The 16,651-nt window shown below is 65.4% G+C and carries 9 protein-coding genes; 5 read left to right on the top strand and 4 right to left on the bottom strand.

Annotated features, from left to right (window positions below):
• Positions 1-66 precede the first annotated feature (66 nt).
• Positions 67-501 carry a cupin domain-containing protein gene (locus ACTJLC_RS17360; protein WP_310130872.1) on the top strand — a complete coding sequence of 145 codons (435 nt, stop codon included), beginning with the start codon at positions 67-69 and terminating at the stop codon, positions 499-501.
• A gap of 86 nt (positions 502-587) precedes the next feature.
• On the opposite strand, the gene ACTJLC_RS17355 is transcribed toward ACTJLC_RS17360, so the two are convergent.
• A complete protein-coding gene (locus ACTJLC_RS17355) occupies positions 588-2,042 on the bottom strand; it encodes a polyhydroxyalkanoate depolymerase (RefSeq protein WP_310130873.1) in 1,455 nt (484 codons plus the stop codon).
• Between the two features lie 215 nt (positions 2,043-2,257).
• On the opposite strand from ACTJLC_RS17355, the gene ACTJLC_RS17350 reads away from it, so the two are divergent.
• Positions 2,258-2,911: a glutathione S-transferase family protein gene (locus ACTJLC_RS17350; protein WP_310130876.1), complete on the top strand. Its 654-nt coding sequence runs from the start codon at positions 2,258-2,260 to the stop codon at positions 2,909-2,911.
• A gap of 71 nt (positions 2,912-2,982) precedes the next feature.
• On the opposite strand, the gene ACTJLC_RS17345 is transcribed toward ACTJLC_RS17350, so the two are convergent.
• Positions 2,983-4,956, bottom strand: a complete 1,974-nt coding sequence (locus ACTJLC_RS17345; protein WP_073431335.1) for a methyl-accepting chemotaxis protein — start codon at positions 4,954-4,956, stop codon at positions 2,983-2,985.
• A 163-nt stretch (positions 4,957-5,119) separates the two neighbouring features.
• Positions 5,120-7,717, bottom strand: coding sequence for a heavy metal translocating P-type ATPase (locus tag ACTJLC_RS17340; RefSeq protein ID WP_310315653.1), 2,598 nt, complete (start codon positions 7,715-7,717; stop codon positions 5,120-5,122).
• Between the two features lie 361 nt (positions 7,718-8,078).
• Here ACTJLC_RS17340 and ACTJLC_RS17335 point away from each other — a divergent pair, with 361 nt between their 5' ends.
• Together ACTJLC_RS17335 and ACTJLC_RS17330 are read left to right on the top strand one after the other, a co-directional pair.
• On the top strand, positions 8,079-9,497 hold the full coding sequence (locus ACTJLC_RS17335) for a DUF1254 domain-containing protein (protein ID WP_073431337.1): 1,419 nt from the start codon (positions 8,079-8,081) through the stop codon (positions 9,495-9,497).
• 250 nt (positions 9,498-9,747) lie between these two features.
• The gene (locus ACTJLC_RS17330) at positions 9,748-13,560 is read left to right on the top strand and encodes a DUF748 domain-containing protein (protein WP_310130880.1); all 3,813 of its coding nucleotides are present in this window, start codon (positions 9,748-9,750) and stop codon (positions 13,558-13,560) included.
• Positions 13,561-13,650: 90 nt separating this feature from the next.
• On the opposite strand, the gene pdxR is transcribed toward ACTJLC_RS17330, so the two are convergent.
• Positions 13,651-15,198, bottom strand: a complete 1,548-nt coding sequence (pdxR, locus tag ACTJLC_RS17325; RefSeq protein ID WP_073431339.1) for a MocR-like pyridoxine biosynthesis transcription factor PdxR — start codon at positions 15,196-15,198, stop codon at positions 13,651-13,653.
• 185 nt (positions 15,199-15,383) lie between these two features.
• Between pdxR and ACTJLC_RS17320 the strand changes: the two genes are divergently transcribed.
• Positions 15,384-16,481, top strand: coding sequence for an ABC transporter ATP-binding protein (locus tag ACTJLC_RS17320; RefSeq protein ID WP_073431340.1), 1,098 nt, complete (start codon positions 15,384-15,386; stop codon positions 16,479-16,481).
• The last annotated feature ends 170 nt before the right edge of the window (positions 16,482-16,651 follow it).

Raw genomic sequence — 16,651 nt, 5'->3', positions numbered from 1 at the left:
GATGCTTGCCACCGACGCTCCAACGCGTCGTTTTCAACCGCCGGCTCACCGTCCAGGAGCGTGATCATGTCCACCGAATTCGCCACGCAATTCAGTCATGTCCGTCCGCACGATACGTCCTACGTGGATCAGGGCTTACGCGATTTTTTTCTTTACCGCGACTTGGGCATCGCGCAAGCGACCGGCGGCAAGGTGCTCGCCCAACTCGTGAAGGCGAATCACGCACCAGAGCAAGGCACCGGCTGGCACCGGCATGAGGCCGATTTCCACATCGTGATCATGTTGAAGGGCTGGGCGCGCTTCATGTACGGCGACAAGGAGACGCTCGTCGCCGCCGGCGACTGCGTGCATCAGGCGCCGGGCATCGTCCATTATCTGTTCGATTACTCAGAGGATATGGAGTACCTCGAAATCGTTTCGCCGGCCGATTTCAAGTCGCTCGAAGTGGAAGGTCCGTGCGAAGTGCCGGCGGTGACGCCGTGGAAAAGCGTCGAGGCGTGAGCGGAAACCGGGGCAAAACCAGGCGCGGATCGAGCGCGGCTCCGCATCGCCTGGTGCGAGTGTGATGCGAGCCGTCCGTTAAACATTCATGGCGTGGCGGGAGGCCGTCTGCGTATCGGGCGCGATGCCTGCGACGCCTGGGGCTTCGCGGCGGCACGGGAGCCGGCGCCGTTCGGCGCCGAGCTCACCGCGCCTTCCACTTCGACCTCGACCACCGCCGTCGCGGCCGGCGCTGCTCGATTGATTTCGGCGGCAGCGGTGATATGCACCGGCGCGATCGTGCGCGCCCGCGAACTCACGAGTACCGCGCGCGGCTCGTTGTCGTAAATCACGGCCCGCACGCGCGGATAAATCTGCCGCTCCCAGCGGCGTCCGTTGAATACACCGTAGTGCCCCACGCCGGTTTGCACATGATGCGTCTTCAGATACGGCCGCAATTTATCGCACATGTCCTGCGCGGCGAGCGTTTGGCCGACCGCGCAAATGTCGTCCTTTTCGCCCTCCACGGTGAGCAATGCCGTGCGGCGAATTCTCGAGGGATCGACCAGGCGCCCTTGCACTTCGAGTTCATTCAACGGCAGGGCGTGCCGCTGAAAAACGGTATCGACGGTTTCCAGATAGAAATCGGCGGTCAGGTCCATCGTCGCGAAGTATTCTTCATAGAACGTGCGAATGGTGTCGGCTTTCCCCGGATCGCCCTTGGCGCGCTCGTAATGCATGGTCTCGAACGACTCGAGGTGGCGACCGAGATTCATCGACATGAACGCGCTCAGTTGCACGAAGCCCGGATACACGCGCCGGTGAGCGCCCGCGAAACCGAACGGCACCGCGCTGATCAGGTTCTGCTCGAACCATTCGATCGGCTTGCTTTTGGCCAGATCGTTGACGCGCGTCGGGTTGATGCGGGTATCGATCGGGCCGGCCATCAGCGTCATGCTGGCGGGCTGCGCGGGGTGATCGTCGTCGGCCATCAGCGCGACCGCGGCCAATGCGGCAACCGTCGGCTGGCACACCGCCAAAAGGTGCGCGCCGGGGCCGATGGTTTCGGTGAAGTCGATCACGTGCTGCACGAATTCGTCGAAGCCGAAGCGTCCTTGACTCAACGGCACGTCGCGCGGGTTGTGCCAATCGGTGACGTACACATCGTGTTCGGCCAGCATGGTGCGCACAGTGCCACGCAACAGCGTGGCAAAGTGGCCTGACATCGGCGCAATCACCAGCACGCGCGGTTGCGGTGTGGAGAGCGTGGTGTCCTTGCGGAAATGCAGCAGCGAGCAGAACGGCGTGTGCGCCGCGATCTCCTCGACGATCGCGACGGGCTTGCCTTCCGCCACCACGCTGTCGATGCCGAAAGGCGGCCGCACGGGCGTAAGGCCCGCCAGCGTCAACAGATCGCAGGCCGCGCCGAGGGAGCGGCCACGCGAGGTTTCGCCGAACGCGGGCCACGCGTTGAGCGAATGATTCACCAGTGCCGCGCCGTGCCGAATCGGCAGCATCATGTCGGCGAAAGCCTGGTAAGTAGGGTATGCGAACAGGTTCATAACCTTCGCACGAATGCGTAAGAGGAAAAAGAGCACGAATATAGGCAAGTCATGTGCCAATGATAGGCGCGCACGGGCGGCGGTGCCCCGCGTTGGCATAGCATTTGCGCGCCTTAAACGAGCGCGCCCGGATTGCCGCGCTTTGGTGCGCCCGCGCACGGCAGCGTGCATGGCATCGCCCGGCGTCGACGAACGCCTCATCGGAGGAGAAACGTATGACGAAAACGACGCTCACCATCAGCAGCAAGAACTATTCGTCATGGTCGCTGCGCGGCTGGTTGCTGACGAAATTCAGCGGCTTGCCGTTCGAAGAGATCGTGACGCCGATCGACGACCCTGCCGCACGCGCCGAACTGCTGCTGCTGTCGCCGTCGATCCTCGTGCCGTGTCTCGTGCACGACGGCATCAAGGTCTGGGACACGCTGGCGATCGCCGAATATCTGAACGAACTGAAACCTGAAGCCGCGCTGTTGCCGAAAGACATTCGCGCGCGAGCGCATTGCCGCTCGATCTGCGGCGAGATGCACTCGGGTTTCGCTTCGTTGCGCTCGGCGTTGCCGATGAACCTCAAGGCGCATTTTCCGGGCTTCAAGGTATGGGCGCGCGCGCAATCGGATATCGACCGGATCGTGGCGATCTGGGGCGAGTGCCTGAGGGAGTACGGCGGTCCGTTTCTGTTCGGCGAGCGCAGCGCGGCGGATGCGATGTACGCGCCAGTGGTGACGCGCTTCGTCACCTACGACGTGAAGCTCGACCCTGAGATCGTCGAATACGGACAACGCATCATGGCGCTGCCCGAAATGCGGCAGTGGATTGCCGACGCGCAACAGGAAGTGGAAGAGATCGACGAACTGGACGTCGAGTTCTGAGGCGCGGCGGCAGCGAAAACGGGCGACGATAACGGCGCGTGAGAAGCAACGCGCCGTCGCTGCGGCAGGGTTCAATCGCGCCCGCTTCCCAGCTTGAACACGCTCACCACCTGCGCGAGACGCGCGGCCTGCTCGCGCAACTCGGCCGCGGCGAGTTCCGCTTCGCCGACGATCGTCGCATTCTGCTGGGTCGCCTCGCCGATCTGCGTGACGGCGAGATTGACCTGTTCGATGCCGCCCGATTGCTCGCGCGACGCCACGCTGATCTCGCCCATGATCGCGCGCACCTGGCCGACCTGTTGAACGATGCCTTGCATCGTGGCGCTGGCTTCCTCGGCGATGCGAAAACCGCTGTCGACGGTCGCCGTGGAGGCCGCGATCAAACTCTCGATCTCCTTCACCGAAGCCGCGCTGCGCTGCGCGAGCGCGCGCACTTCCGAGGCCACCACCGCGAAGCCCCTGCCGTGTTCGCCGGCGCGCGCCGCTTCCACCGCGGCGTTCAAGGCGAGGATATTGGTCTGGAACGCAATGCCTTCGATCACGCTGGTGATCTCCGATATCTTCTGCGACGAGCGGCTGATTTCACCCATCGTCGAGACCACGCGTTCGACGGCGCGGCCGCCTTCGAGCGCGGCATCGGCGGCGCGCGTGACGAGCGTGTTGGCTTGCACGGCGTGGTCGGCGTTCTGCTGCACCGTCGACGTGATCTGCTCCATGCTGGCCGCCGTTTCCTCCAGGCTGCTTGCCTGCGTGGCGATGCGCGCGGCGATGTTGCCGCTGCCGGTGGCGATCTTTTCGGTGCCGTGCGACATGTCGGCCGACGCGTTGCGCACCTGCGAGACGATGCGCGCAAGACCTTCGCCGATGCCGTCGATCGACTGCATCAGGCGGCCGATCTCATCGGCGCGCGCGTTGCCGGCTTGCGCCACGCGCACGCTCAGATCGCCCGCCGCGAAACGCTCGGACGCCTTGGCGGCTTCATCGAGCGGACGGCTCACGAGGCGGCGCACCGCGAACAGGAACACCACGGCGAACACGCCGACCAGCGCGAAGCCGATCAGCAGGAACTGATTGCGGGTGGCGGTGACGTCGGCCATCACCTCGTCGCGCGGCGCGACGCCGCCCACCAGCCATTGCCATTCCGGCACGGTGACGAACGACACGAACTTGTCGCGCGCGCCGCTCTCGCCGAGCGTCGCGTCGGCCGAGCTGTATTCGAGCCGGCCTTCCTTCATGTCGAGCATCTGCTGATACGGCGCGTTCGCGTTGTCCGCGTTCTGGCCGGCGGCGGCCGGATGAACGATCAGCTTGCCGCGGTCCGCGCCTTTCGACGCGTTGAGCACGAAGTAATAACCGCTGTCGCCGATCTTCAGCTTGCGAATGCCTTCCTCGACCGACTGGATTTCCTTGTCCACCTCCACGCCGACGAACAGCGCGCCGATCACGCGGCCGCTCGCATCGGTGACGGGGCGATATTGCGTGATGTAGCGTTTGCCGAAGAGCGCGGCGAGTCCCGTATAGGACTTGTTTGCGACGACCAGCGCATACGCCGGTCCCTTGCGGTCGAGCAGCGTGCCGATCGCGCGTGAGCCGTCCTGTTTCTTCAGCGATGTGGTCACGCGCACGAAGTCGTCGCCGCTGCGTGCGAACACGGTGGCGATTGCGCCGCTGCGTTCCAGAAACTGGTCGGGGATCGTGAAGTCCATGTTCAGAACTTTGTCGCCGGCCTTCATGGTGGGAGCGGCGACGCCGTTGACGTCGATCTTCTGCGTTTCGTCGAGCGTATAGGTGGGAGGCAGGAAGCTCGCGAACAGCGACGTCGAGCGATCGACTTCGGTCGATAGCGCCTTGTCGAACAGCGTGATCATCGCCGCGATGGAGCGGTCCTTATCGGCAATGCGTTCGAGCACCTGATCGCTGACCTGCTTGCCGGCGGTGCGCGTGAGCGCCAGCGCGAAGGCGGCGAAAATCAACGCCACCAGCACGCAGGAGAGCACGGCGAGCCGGGCGCCAACGCTGGCGCGGCGCAATGAGAGAAGTTCCATGAGCGGTTGCGGAGTAAGGGAAGAGAAGCGCTGCGCGGACCATGCGTAGGCATATCCGGCATCGGTGTCTTGTTTACGACCGCACCGCCCGTTTTCTTTAGCTAATCGAAAGCGTCGGGTCATTGCGGAACATCGCTTACGAGAGGTTCCGCGCTCGCTCGCTTCAGCGGCCCGGTGCGCCGCGCCAGCCGCGCAGCAGCAGCGCGTTGGTGACCACGCTCACGCTCGAAAACGCCATTGCCGCGCCCGCCAGCATCGGGTTCAACAAACCGAAGGCGGCGAGCGGAATGCCGATCAGGTTGTAGACGAAAGCCCAGAACAGGTTCTGCTGGATCTTGCGCCAGGTCTTGCGCGAGATGTCGATGGCGTCGGCCACCAGCGCCGGGTCGCCGCGCATCAGCGTGATGCCGGCCGCGTGCATCGCGACGTCGGTGCCGGTCGCCATCGCGATGCCGATGTCGGCGGCGGCGAGCGCGGGCGCGTCGTTGATGCCGTCGCCCGCCATCGCGACGATGCCGGCGCTGTTGATTTTCAGGTCGCGAATCACGCGGGCTTTGTCGTCGGGCAATACCTCGGCGTGGAATTCGTCGATGCCGAGCGCTCTCGCGACGCTTGCCGCGCTGCCGTGGTTGTCGCCGGTGACGAGCACGCTCCTGATGCCCATCCGCGCGAGACGTTCGACGGCGGCGCGCGCGGTCGGTTTGACGGTGTCGCCGAAAGCGATCAGCGCGAGCGCGGCGGGCGCTTGCGAATCGCGCCGCATCAGCCAGGAGACGGTGTTGCCGTCGGCTTCGAGTTGTTTGGCGCGTGCGGCGAGTTCCGGCTGCAACGCGATGCCCAGTTCGTTGAGCCAGCGTGTGCTGCCAAGCGCCAGCGTGTGGCCGTCGATGTCCGCCTCGACGCCGCGGCCCGGGACCGCGCGTGCGGCGCTGGCGGCGAGCGCCATAGCCAACGCGGGTGCCGCGACGGCGGCGGAGTCGGAGGCGGCAGCCTCGTCGCTCGTCGACGGCTCCTCAGCCGACGCCGACATCGCCGCTTCATACGCCTTCACCACGGCCCGCGCCAACGGATGATCGCTGTGCCGTTGCACCGCGGCGGCGAGCGAGAGCGCCTCGTCGCGGCCCATGCCGCCGATCGGTTCGAACGCCGTCACGGACGGTTGGCCGAGCGTCAACGTGCCGGTCTTGTCGAACGCGACGATGTTCACGCGATGCGCGGTTTCCAGCGCCTCGGCGTCCTTGATCAGCACGCCGTGCTTCGCCGCCACGCCGGTGCCGGCCATGATCGCGGCCGGCGTCGCGAGCCCTAGCGCGCACGGGCAGGCGATCACCAGCACGGCAACCGCGTTCAGGATCGCGGTTTCGCCGCCCGCGCCGGCGACCAGCCAGCCCGCCAGCGTGAATGCCGCGATCGCCAGAATCGCCGGCACGAAGATTTCGCTGACCCGGTCGACCAGCCGCTGGATCGGCGCCTTGTCGGCCTGTGCGCTTTCCACCAGCCGGATGATTCGCGCGAGCGTCGTTTCCGCGCCGATCGCGGTGGTCGTCACGGCAATCGCGCCTTCGCCGTTGATCGAGCCGGCCGTGACCGGATCGTCCGCCTGCTTCGGCACCGGCAGGCTTTCGCCCGTGATCAGCGATTCGTCGATGTGGGTGCGGCCTTCGAGCACCGCGCCGTCGACCGGCACGCGCTCGCCGGGCCGCACGATCACCACCGTGCCGACGCGCACCAGCGCGAGCGGCACGTCGCGTTCGTCCGCGCCGACGCGAATGCGCGCGCGATCCGGGCGCAGCGCGTTGAGCGCGCGGATGGCGTCGGTGGTCTGGCGCTTGGCGCGCGCCTCGAGCCACTTGCCGAAGCGCACCAGCGTGATGACCACCGCCGAAGCCTCGAAGTACAGATGCATCATGTCGCCCGGATGGGTCGCCAGTTCGTAGACGCTGATGCCATAAGCCGCCGACGTGCCGAGCGCCACCAGCAAATCCATGTTGCCGGCGCCGGCCCGCACGGCGCGATAGGCCGCGCGATAGAAGCGCGCGCCGAACACGAACTGCACGATCGAGGCGAGGCCGAATTGCAGCCACGGCGCAAGCATGACGTGAACGCCGAACCATTCGCCGATCATCGGCGCGGCGAGCGGCAGCGTCAGCACGGCGGACGCGAGCACGGCCGCGAGTTCGCGGCGAGTCTGGTCGCGTTTGCGGTCGGCGGGGAGGGCGTTGCCGGCGTTGTCGCCGGCCGGCGTTGTGTCCGGCGGCGCGATCAAGGACGCTTCGTAGCCCGCTTTCTTGACGGCGGCGATCAGCGCCTCCGCTTCGGTGGCCGCGTCGCTCAGATTGACGGTTGCGGTTTCGGTCGCGAGATTCACCGACGCGCTAGCGACGCCCGGCACCTTCGCCAACGCTTTTTCGACGCGCATCGCGCACGACGCGCAGGTCATGCCGCCGATCGTCAGCTCCGCGGTTTGCGGCGTTTGGACGGACGCCGCGTCGTCGGCGCGTGCTGACGGCGTGGCTTCGTAGCCCGCCTTGCGCACGGCGTTCGCGAGCGTTTCGAGTTCGACGGTGGCGTCGCTGTCGATGCGGGCTCTTTCAGTGGCGAGATTCACCGACGCGCGCACGACACCCGGCACTTTGGCCAGCGCCTTTTCGACGCGCATCGCACACGAGGCGCAGGTCATGCCGCCGATGTCGAGTTCGGCGGTGCGGGCGGGCGTGGCGGCAGCCTCGGCGGAGCGCTGTGGGTTGGCAAGTTCAGTCATGGTGGAAGGCTCGTGGCGGCATGAGGCCGCGTTCTGAACCCAGTATTAACCTTCCTATGATGGCAAGGTCAAGGAGGAATCATGGGTGGACCGAGGCAGCGGTGAACGAAAAAGAATCTCGGCGGCGCGCGCCGGGCGGGCTGACAAAAATCGTCAACCGCACCGCAAATGCACGTTGTTCGCTCGTTACAACCGCTATTGCGACCTTTGCGCTTGCCTGGCGGACAAGGATACGATACAACCCCGATGTTGTCGGCATCGCCACCGCGGACTGGCTGCGCTGGGTCTTGCGAGACCACGCGGACAGATTCGCTGCGTACCGACGTCTCCCTTAGGGCAGCACGCTCCGCCACCTGAACGAATGATAAAAAATCGCCGAGAACTGTTTACGCTTCACTGGACCTGCGCATCGCTCGCGGGCCTCGCACTTCTGGCGGGGTGCGCGTCCACCCCGTCCGCGACGCAAAAAAATACTGGCTGGATCAAGGACGAAGTCGCCGATTCTTATGTGTTCGGCTATCCGCTGGTGCTGATGGGCGTCGCACGCGACGCGGCGGTCGGCGCCGATCCGGGCCAGGCGCCGCTCAACACGTTGCGCCACGCCCAGGCATTGCCGCCGATCGGCGCGGCGTATCCGTTGCAGCCGAGCCTCGATACGCTGGATTCGACCGGTTGGCTGGACGTGGGCAGCGAGCCGGTGATCGTGTCATTGCCCGACTCACGCGGCCGTTACGTCGACGCCCGCGTGCTCGACATGTGGACCAACGTCGTCTGGTCGACCAGTTCGCAGTTCGCCACCCGCGCCGCGGGCATCAAGGCGCAAACGATTGCGTTCGTGAGCCCCGGCTGGCAGGGCGACTTGCCCAAGGGCGTGAAGCGCGTCGACGTGCCGACCCGCAACGCGTGGGTGAGCGTGCGCATTCAGTCGAACGGCACGCGCGACCTGACGGCGGTGCGCAAGCTGCAGCGCGCCATTCGCGTCGCGCCGCTGAGCGTCTATGCAGGCGACACGCGCTCGGCGTCGATCGCTGCGCCACGCGTGAGCGCCGCCGATGCCGCGGTGGGCGCCTCCGGCACGCCGGCTGCGCAGGTCGCCGCCCTCGACGCCAACGGTTTCTTCAACCGGCTCGCGCAGGCCTTGCCGGACAATCCGCCGACGCCGGCCGACCCGCATGCACTGAAATTCCTTTCGGACCTGGGCGTGACGCCAGGCGAGCCCGTGAAGTTGCCGAACGCGCCCGAGGCGGTCGCGGCCGGTCTCGCCGATGGTCACGAGCGCGTCGTCACGCAGCCGTCCAATCTGCTGACCGGCAACGGCTGGAACTGGTTCGGCGACGGCGTGGGCAACTACGGTCCCGATTACGCGCTGCGCGCTTATGCCGCCGCCACGCAACCGGGCATCGGCACGAAGGACGACGAAGTGCGCGCGGTCGTCACCCAGGACAGCGACGGCCATGCGCTTAACGGCGCGAACCGCTACGTGATTCACTTCGCGCCGAACCAGTTGCCGCCGGTGCGCGGCTTCTGGTCGATCACCGCCTATACGAAGGACGGCGCGTTGGGCGAAAGCGCGCCGGCGCGTCTCGCGGTCGGCGACCGCAATGGCGCGCGCCGCAATCGCGACGGTTCGCTCGACGTGATCGTGTCGTCCACGCGCGGCAAGAGCGGCAACTGGCTGCCCGCGCCGCGCGCGGATCTGCAACTGGTGCTGCGTCTGTACGCACCCAGGCCGGAAGCCACCGACGGCAGTTGGCAACCGCCGGCCGTCGTGCGTCAGTAGACCGCTTCAGTCGACTCCTTCAGCGGCATGCATCGCTGCCATGCGGCAGCGATGTGACAGCAACGCATGAGCGAGGTATGAAGCGCCGCATGTCCGGCGTCTTGGCGCTACGCACATGCGGCGCTGTCACGTGGAGCATTGTGTAAGCACGCTTTACATTGCTGTCTCGTGCGAGGTTCCAGACTTATACTGCCGCTTGCGGGATTTTCGTTTCGCGGCGGGCTTGCCGCCGCATTACCCAAGACCGAGCATGGCAAGCCTCAATAAAGCATCACTGGCATCTTCCATTCAGACCGTGCGCGAGGTCGCGCAGTCACGCCGCACTCGGCGCGTTATCACGGGTCTGCTGATTTTCCTCGTAGTGTTCGGCCTGTTGGGTTTTTTCGCGGCGCCGCCGCTGATTCGCCATATCGCCGAACAACAGATCAGCAAACAACTCGACCGGCCGGCCAGCATCGGCCGCATCGCGCTCAATCCCTACACGCTCACGCTCGAAGCCGACCGCGTGCATATCGGCGAGCGCGGCGGCGCGGGCGATTTCGTGGATATCGCGCGGCTCATCGTGCGGGCGTCGTGGAGTTCGCTGTTTCGCGCCGCGCCGATCGTCGATGAAGTGCAATTGGATTCGCCGCGCTTTCATATCGTGCGCTACGACGCGCAACGCTTCAACTTCACCGACCTGATCGAGAAGTTCGCGAGTCAGCCGAGCGCGCCCGATAGCAAGCCGACGCTTTTCTCGGTGTCGAACATTCGTCTGGAAAACGGCCAGATCACGTTCGACGACAAGCTGCTCGGCGCGACCCACGTGATCGATCAGTGGAAGCTCGGCATTCCGTTCATCGCCACGCTGCCTTCGAAAACCGATATCTTCGTCGAGCCGCTGCTGCGCGCGCGCATCGACGGCAGTCCGCTTGCCATCGACGGCAAGACCAAGCCGTTCGCGGCGTCGCGCGAGTCGGAAGTGTCGCTGCGTTTCGACGGGCTCGATGTGCCGCGGCTCATGTCGTACGCGCCGGCCAGGCTGCCGGTGATCGTGCAATCCGGCAAGCTCTCCACCGACCTCAGGCTCAACTTCGTGATGTCCCACGACGCGCCTTCGTTGCGCGTGGCGGGCACCGTCGATATGAACGACTTGGATGTGCGGGACCCAGGCAAGGCGCCGTTCTTCGCCGCGCGCACGGTGCATGTGGCCGCCTCGACGCTCGAGCCGCTCAAGAGCCTTTACCACTTCGACGATATTCGTATCGACGCGCCGAGCGCCAATCTGGCGCGCGACAAAAACGGTGTGCTGAGTGTGGAGCGGATGTTCGCGCCGACGCCGGCGGCTTCGGAAAGCGCGGCTGCATCCGCATCCGAAGCGACTGCGGCGAAGCCCGCCGCAAGCGCGGCGGCCGCGGCATCAGGCGCCAGCGCCGCGCCAACGGTCGGTGCAAAGGCCGCCCCGCCGCTGGATCTGTCGATCAAACGCTTCGCGCTCAACGACGGCGTAGTGAACGTCCACGACGAAGCCGGCTCGCGGCCTGTCGACCTCGGCCTGCAAAAGCTGGCCGTCACGCTGACCGATTTTTCGACGCTCGCCACCGCGCCCGCGCATTACACGCTGAACACGGACTTCAAGGGCGATGGCGGCTCGCTCGGCGCGGCGGGCGCGTTCGGCCTTGTCGCTCAAACGGCCAGCGCCAAGCTCGACCTGAAGTCATTGAAGTTGCCGCTGCTGCAACCGTATCTCGACACCGCAACCGCGGCGCAAGTGCTGGACGGCGCGCTCTCCGCCAGCGCGAATGTGGGCGCGAACTGGTCCAGATCGCCGGTGGCCGTGATGGTCGCGGATACGCAACTGGACCTGCAATCGCTGAAGCTGGCGGCGCGCGGCAGCAAGGAGCCGGTCATCTCGCTCGCGCAAGGCCGCGTGACGGTCAAGCAGGTGGACGTGGCGGCACGCACGGCCGACATCACGGGCGTCGACACGACCGGCCTCGTGGTCAACGCGGCGCGGCTGAAAGACGGCAGCATCGACCTGGCTTCGCTCGCTGGTCCGCATGAAACGGAGCAGCGGCGCACGGCGACGCACGCGGTCACGAAAGCGCAGGCGGAAGCGCCCGTATGGCGTTACAAGATCGGCGAGTTGAGCCTGAAGGACGCCACGGCCAATTTCACCGACAACACCACGCCGCAGCCGGTCAAGCTGAACATCGCGCCGCTGCAACTCAAGGTGCGGCAGATCAGCGACGACCTCAGCCGTGCGCTGCCGATCGAGCTCCAGGCAACACTGAACAAGAAAGGCACGCTCGGCTTGACGGGCAACGTCACGGCGACGCCGCTCAAGCTGGCCGTCAAGGTGAACGCGAACCGGCTCGACGCGGCGGCCTTCGAACCGTATTTCGGCAGTCAGTTGAATGCGGTGATCGCGAGCGCGCTGCTCAATGCAAACGGCGAACTCGCGGTGACTCAGGCGAAGACGTTGAAGGCGAGCTACCACGGCGACATGGCGCTGGTCGACGTGCGAATGCTCGACAAGGCGACTTCCGACCGGTTCGCCGGCTGGGGCTCGCTCGCGCTGTCCAATCTGAAAGCCGACTACGACGAGCGCGGCACCGTGGTGGACGCGGGCCGTGTCACGTTCACCAGGTTCTACGGGCGCGTGCTGCTCGACGCGCAAGGCAAGCTCAACCTCAATCAGGTGGTCGCGCATGAAGGGGGCGCCGCCCAATCGCTCACGCGCGACGGCAGCGGCGCCGATCCGGTGCCGTTGACGCCGCAAGCGGCGTCGGCCGTGGCGGCGGCGTCCGCGCCGGGCCCGGCTTCGGCGGCCACGCCCGCGATCGTGCCGGTGGCGACGGCGACCGTCACGGCCGCCGCGCCGCCGCAAAGCCCGGTGAAGCTGCACTTCGGCCAACTGGTGTTGCAGCAGGGCCGCGTGACGTACACGGACAACTTCGTCAAGCCGAATTTCACGGCCAACCTGGTCGGCATTCAGGGCACGGTGGGCGCGTTCGGCACGCAATCGACCACGCCCGCGCCGGTGGACATCGCCGCGAAACTGGCGGCCAACGGTCCGCTGTCGATTCGCGGCACGGTCAATCCGCTGGTTGCAAAGCCGTCGCTCGACCTGACCGCCAGCGCGCACGATATCGAGCTGACCAACCTCACGCCGTATTCGGCGAAATACGCCGGTTATCCGATCACCAAGGGCAAGCTGAACGTCGACCTGCATTACACGCTCGAGAACGACCAGTTGAACGCGAACAATCACCTGTTCATCGATCAGCTAACGTTCGGCGATCACGTCGAAAACGATACGGCGACCAAACTGCCGGTGCGTCTCGCCATCTCGCTGCTGAAAAACTCGCGCGGCGAAATCGACGTGAATCTTCCCGTGTCCGGTTCGTTGTCGAATCCCGAGTTCAGCATTGGCGGCCTGATCTGGCACGCGGTGCTCAACCTGTTGCAGAAGGCGGTAACGTCGCCGTTCTCGCTGATCGCCAATGCCTTCGGCGGCAACGGCGAGGAATTGGGTTACGTCGAGTTCGAGCCGGGCTCGGCGAAGCTCTCGGACGCCGACAGCAAGAAGCTGGACACGATCGTGAAGGTGCTCGCCGACAAGTCGTCGATCCGGATGGACGTGATCGGCCGGGTCGACCCGGCCATCGACGAGCCCGCCTTGCGGATGCGCTATGTCGATCGCCTCGTCAGGCAGCAGAAGATCAAGGATGTGGTGGGCAACGGCGAGAGTGTCGATGTCTCGACCATGACCGTCGATCCGCAGGAATACGACAAGTATCTGACCAAAGCCTACAAGTCGGCGGACTTCAAGAAGCCGCGCAACTTTGTCGGCCTGACCAGGAGCCTGCCGGACGACGACATGAAGAACGCGCTCGCCGCCAACGCACCGATCGACGAGGCCAGCTTGCGCCAGCTCGCGCAGCAGCGTGCGCAAAGCGTGCAGCAGTATCTGGAGGGCAAGATCGACAGCAGTCGTGTGTTTATCGTCGCGCCGAAGCTGAACGCCGAGGGCATCAAGGACAAAGGCGCGACGACGCGGGTGGATTTTGGCTTGAACTGAGGTGTGTTGTAAGCGCCCGCTCGCCGTTCGGCAGGGCGGCGGCGCGCGCTTCGCTGCGAATCGACCGGCGACCTGCGCGAGCCGCGACGATCAGGCCGCGCGTGTCGGCGCCTTCAACGCGGTTCGCTCGATCACGCGTGCGAGCGTGTCGAACGCCGGCCCGATCTTTTCGTTCGCCACGCACGCATAACCCAGCAGCAGTCCGCGCCGCGCGGGGGTGGCGCTGCTGTAGTAGGCGGCGAGCGGCCGCACGATCACGCCGGCATCGAAAGCCGCGGCTGTCACCGCGCGATCGTCCGCGTGATCCGGCAGACAGAGCACCAGATGCAGCCCGGCTTCGTCGCCTATCACCGGCAGTTCATTGCCGAAACGCGCGGTGATCGCGTCGATCAGAATCTGCCTGCGTTCGCCGTAGAGCGCGCGCATGCGGCGAACGTGCGAGGTGAGATGGCCGTCCATGATGAAGTCGGTCATCACCGCCTGCTGCATCAATTGCCCTTCACGATAAAGCTCGGCCACGCCGGTGCGAAACGTATCCACCAGATGTTCCGGCGCGATCATGTAGCCGATCCGCAAACCCGGAAACAGCATCTTCCCCAGGCTGCCCACGTAGATCACCTGGCCCGCGTCGTCGAGCCCTTGCAGCGACGCGAGCGGCCGGCTGCCGTAGCGGAACTCGCTGTCGTAGTCGTCCTCGATGATCCAGACGTTGTGCTGGCGCGCGTATTCCAGCAGCGTGCGGCGGCGCGCGAGACTCATCACCATGCCGAGCGGATATTGATGCGACGGCGTGACGAGCGCCAGGCGCGGCGGCTGTTGCAAATCCTGCTCGCTGGGGTTCAGGCCTTCGTCGTCGACCGGGACCGGCACCAGCGTGATCCCCGACGATTGCAGCACGCTGCGCGCGCCCCAATAGCACGGCTCCTCGACCCACGCACGGTCGCCGACGTCGGTCAACAAACGCACGGCCAGATCGATCGATTGATGAATGCCCGTCGTGATGATGATCTGATCCGGCGTGCAATTCACCGAGCGCGCGACGCGCAGGTAATCCGACAGCGCCCGCCGCAACGGCCGGTAGCCGCCGCCCGGCGCATAGGTGAGCAGATCGGGATTGGCTTCTTTCCACAACCTCGCCTGCAAGCGGCTCCACGTGCGCGCCGGGAATTCGGCGACGTCGGGCACGCCCGGCATGAATGCGCCCCACTGCTTGGCGGAGACGCCGGCCTGATCGATCAGGCGCCGCCCGCGAGTCGAGAGGTCGCTGAGACCGCGTTTTGGCGGTTTCGGGGCCTCCGCGGCCCGATCGCCCGGCGCGTCGGCACGGGCCACTGCCGGCTTCTTGCGCGCGTTCACCGCCGCGGCGTCCGGCCGCGTGTCAGCCACATAGGTGCCGCTGCCGGTGGTCGAGATCACGTAGCCCTCGGCGGTCAACTGATCGTAGACGTGCAGCACCGTATTGCGCGCGATGCCGAGGTCTTCGGCCAGCGTGCGGGAGCTCGGCAGCTTGGTGCCGGGCGGTAGCTGGCCGGTCAGAATCGCCTGCTGCATGAGCCGCAGCGTCTGCCGGTAGACCGGCTCGGCGGCGGTGCGGTCGAGTCGCGCGGCGAGCCAATCCGACAAAATCACGGTGTCCAAGTGGTTCTATCCGGAATAATGAAATGGTTCCATATTGTAGAACCGTAAGAGACTATAGTGGGCCACGCAATTGACGCTATCCCTCTGTTTTGCAGGGGGAACCGGCCGGAGCGCAGCAACCATCTTGCATGGGACCGGAGCTGGCGCTTCAGCGCTTACTCCGGTCGACAGAGGAGACTAGGGCGATGAAAACCGATGACGTGATCGTCAGCTTTCGAGGTGTGCGCAAGACTTACGACGGCGAAACGCTGGTCGTCAAGCAACTCGATCTGGATATCTATCAGGGCGAATTCCTGACGCTGCTCGGGCCGTCGGGTTCGGGCAAGACAACTTGTCTGATGATGCTGGCGGGCTTTGAATTTCCCACCGGCGGCGAGATCTGGCTCGACGGCACGCTGCTCAACACCGTGCCGCCGCATAAGCGCAACATCGGCATGGTGTTTCAGAACTACGCGCTGTTTCCGCATTTGACGGTCGAGCAGAACGTCGCGTACCCGCTTACCGTGCGCAAGCTTTCTGCCGAAGAACGCGCACATCGTACGAATAACGCGCTGAAGATGGTGCGCATGGAGAGCTTCGCCAAGCGTTATCCGGCGCAGCTTTCCGGCGGCCAGCAGCAGCGTATCGCATTGGCGCGCGCGCTGGTGTTCGAGCCGAAGCTCGTGCTGATGGACGAACCGCTCGGCGCGCTCGACAAGCAGTTGCGCGAACACATGCAGTACGAGCTCAAATCGCTGCACGAGAAGCTCGGCGTCACATTCGTCTACGTTACGCACGATCAGGGCGAAGCCTTGACCATGTCGGACCGCGTCGCGGTGTTCGATAAAGGCATCGTGCAGCAACTGGATACCGTCGACCGTCTCTATGAATCGCCGTGCAATGAGTTCGTCGCCAACTTCATCGGCGACAGCAACAAGCTGCGCGGCACGATCGCGAACGTGGACGGCGAGTACTGCGAGTTTCATCTGATTGACGGCACGCGGCTGACGGGCCGCAATATCGGAGGGGCGCGGGCGGGCACGCCGGCCGTCGCGTGTATCCGGCCCGAGCGCATGAAGCTGGCGAACGGCGTGTCGCGCGCGGGCGCCAATGCGCTGAGCGGCGAGGCGCGCGGGCTGATCTATTTCGGCGACCACGTGCGCATGCGTTGCGGTCTGCCGGAACAGGACGAATGCTTCGTCAAGGTGCCGCTCGGCACGGAATTGCTCGATACATTCGCGCCCGGCGCACCGGTTGCGCTGGAGTTTGCGCCCGAGCATCTGCGGGTTTTCGCGGGGGCGTGAGCGCGGTCAACGCACGATTCGTCGGACGCACGCAGTCGAAGTCAGCCGCACATACTGACGGGTGCACCAAATAGTGCCTTGCGCGTTATACGGGTATGAAGACGAAAACTGATGCCCGAAAACTGGACCAGGCGACGCAGGCGCACCTGAGGAAGATGGTGGTGCAGGCG

It is taken from the genome of Paraburkholderia sp. 22099, assembly GCF_052045835.1.
GTDB classification, from domain to species: Bacteria; Pseudomonadota; Gammaproteobacteria; order Burkholderiales; family Burkholderiaceae; genus Paraburkholderia; species Paraburkholderia terricola.
This window is presented reverse-complemented; position numbering and strand designations above follow the sequence as displayed.

What these genes read in the sequence shown, in the direction of transcription:
- ACTJLC_RS17360 (WP_310130872.1), top strand. Translation starts at nt 67, where the DNA reads ATGTCCACCGAATTCGCCACGCAATTCAGTCATGTCCGTCCGCACGAT.
- ACTJLC_RS17355 (WP_310130873.1), bottom strand. Translation starts at nt 2,042, where the DNA reads ATGAACCTGTTCGCATACCCTACTTACCAGGCTTTCGCCGACATGATG.
- ACTJLC_RS17350 (WP_310130876.1), top strand. Translation starts at nt 2,258, where the DNA reads ATGACGAAAACGACGCTCACCATCAGCAGCAAGAACTATTCGTCATGG.
- ACTJLC_RS17345 (WP_073431335.1), bottom strand. Translation starts at nt 4,956, where the DNA reads ATGGAACTTCTCTCATTGCGCCGCGCCAGCGTTGGCGCCCGGCTCGCC.
- ACTJLC_RS17340 (WP_310315653.1), bottom strand. Translation starts at nt 7,717, where the DNA reads ATGACTGAACTTGCCAACCCACAGCGCTCCGCCGAGGCTGCCGCCACG.
- ACTJLC_RS17335 (WP_073431337.1), top strand. Translation starts at nt 8,079, where the DNA reads ATGATAAAAAATCGCCGAGAACTGTTTACGCTTCACTGGACCTGCGCA.
- ACTJLC_RS17330 (WP_310130880.1), top strand. Translation starts at nt 9,748, where the DNA reads ATGGCAAGCCTCAATAAAGCATCACTGGCATCTTCCATTCAGACCGTG.
- ACTJLC_RS17320 (WP_073431340.1), top strand. Translation starts at nt 15,384, where the DNA reads ATGAAAACCGATGACGTGATCGTCAGCTTTCGAGGTGTGCGCAAGACT.